Consider the following 2,013-nt stretch of genomic DNA (forward strand, 5'->3'; position numbering starts at 1 on the left):
GAGCGAAGCTTGCGCGTGAAGAACCGGATGCGGGTAATCCGCTCGTCCGGGTCTGTGAGGGGCGGGGATGGCAACACCCCCGCCTACTCGGCAGAGTGCGGACATGATCGGCCCCTGCACGCGCGAGGCGTCATACAGCTCGTTGTAGCCGCTATAGGCATCGGCCTGCAGGATGCCGGAGAAGCTTTGAAGATGCCGTGTGGGATGCTCCTGCCGCCGGTCGCGCGAGGCGTAATAGAGCGCGGCCGGCGGCGCCCGCCCGCCAAACGGCCGATCGTCGCGAACGTAGGTCCAGATATGTCCCTTGACCGTCTGGCCCTTGGCCAGGATCGGCACCGTGGTGTCATCGCCATGCAGTCGCTCGGCGGAGAGGACGTGACGCTCGATCAGCCGATAGAGCGGCTGCAGGGCCGCCGCACAGGCGCCGACCTGGTCAGCCAGTGTCGACAGGCTCAGATCGATGCCCTCCCGGGCGTAGCGCTCGCTCTGCCGATTCAAGGGCTGATGCTGGCCGAACTTCTCGAACAGGATCATGGCCAGCAGGTTCGGCCCGGCAAAGCCGCGCGGCGTCACGTGGAAGGGGGCTGGCGGCTGGGTGATCGTCTCGCAGTCCCGGCACGAGAACTTCTCGCGCACCGTCTGGATCACCTTCCACTGCCGGGGAATGACCTCCAGCGTCTCGGTGATATCTTCGCCCAGCTTTGATAGCTTCGATGAGCCGCAGCAAGGGCAGCTCTGCGGTGCGGCGACTACGACACGCTCGCGCGGCAAATGGTCGGGGAACGGTTTGCGCGACGGACGCTTGCGCTGGAAGGATTGCACCGTCTGCGCCCTGGCTGCCGCCCTCTCAGCCGCCAACTCGTCTTCGGTTGCGGTTGCTTCCAGCTCTTCGAGCTCAAGCTCCATCTGCTCCAAGAGCCGTGCCTTGCGCTCCGAGCGGCTGCCGTAAATCTGGCGACGCAGCTTCTCGATCTCGAGCTTGAGGTAACGGATCAGTGCCTCGGCCGCCTTCGCATTGGCAGCTTCCGCTTTAGCGTTCGCCGCAACCGCCTCCGCTTCCAGGCGCGCGGCGCGCTCCGCGAGGATCATCGCATGCGCAGCGGCAAGATCGGTCGGAAGCGATTCAGATGTGGTCACGATGATGATGGAATCACATCCATCACGATCCGCAAGCTCAAAGCCTCATCCGACCGATGCCGGTCGCCACGTCTCTTGTGGGTGCCGCCAGTCGATCCCGGACAAGAGATAACCGAGCTGCGCCGATGAGATCGTCACCACACCCTCGGCCGGGCTCGGCCAGATGAAGCGGCCGCGCTCAAGGCGTTTTGTGAACAGGCAGGCGCCCTGGCCGTCATGCCAGATCACCTTCAGCAGGTTGCCGCGGCGACCGCGGAAGCAAAACAGGTGGCCGCCCAGCGGGTCGCGATGCAAGATCTCCTGAACCTGTAATGCCAGCGACGGAAAGCCCTTCCGCATGTCGGTATGGCCGGTCGCGAGCCATACCCGCACGCCGGCTGGCAACGGGATCATCGCGGCCGTCCATCAGTCAGCGCCGCCACGACTGCGGTCAGCGTCGCCGCGTCAACCGCACCGGTGATCCGCATCCGAGCCCCGGCCGCGAACTCAATCTCGATCGCACCGCAGCTTCCCGAGGGCGCGGTCAACGGTTGCCGGTCTGGCGCAATGGAGACTGGCGCAAAACCGACCTCGTCATCCTGCCGCTGCATCGGCTCGGCCCCGCAAGCGAGGACACCGGTCCGCGCCTGCCGCCGCCAGGCCGTAACCAGATTGCGGTGAACGTCGTGTCGCCGAGCAACCTCGACAACACTGGCCCCAGGCGCCAGACTCTCCTCCACGATCCGAAGCTTCTCCGCACTCGTCCTCCGCCGTCGCCGCTCAGGACCGCACAGAACCGTAACCGTCGTCACGTTTGCTCATTTGTTTGCGAATTAATGCGCAAACCATCTCACGCTCGAACCCGATCCGGGAAGGCGGCCTCCACCGGAGGCGTAC

At 65.2% G+C, this 2,013-nt stretch carries 3 protein-coding genes; all 3 read right to left on the reverse strand.

Annotation, left to right across the window (positions count from 1 at the left end; all coding sequences use genetic code 11):
• A partial coding sequence (locus K359_RS56600; protein ID WP_245284964.1) for an IS66 family transposase occupies nucleotides 1-1,089 on the reverse strand: 1,089 nt, incomplete at its 3' end.
• A gap of 93 nt (nucleotides 1,090-1,182) precedes the next feature.
• Entirely contained in the window at nucleotides 1,183-1,530 is a 348-nt protein-coding gene (tnpB, locus tag K359_RS0147745; RefSeq protein ID WP_029085227.1) for an IS66 family insertion sequence element accessory protein TnpB, read from the reverse strand.
• The gene (locus K359_RS0147750; protein ID WP_029085228.1) at nucleotides 1,527-1,928 is read right to left on the reverse strand and encodes a transposase; all 402 of its coding nucleotides are present in this window, start codon (nucleotides 1,926-1,928) and stop codon (nucleotides 1,527-1,529) included. Before K359_RS0147750 ends, tnpB begins: the two co-directional genes overlap by 4 nt.
• Nucleotides 1,929-2,013 lie beyond the last annotated feature (85 nt).

It is taken from the genome of Bradyrhizobium sp. th-b2, from assembly GCF_000426785.1.
GTDB lineage: Bacteria > Pseudomonadota > Alphaproteobacteria > Rhizobiales > Xanthobacteraceae > Bradyrhizobium > Bradyrhizobium septentrionale.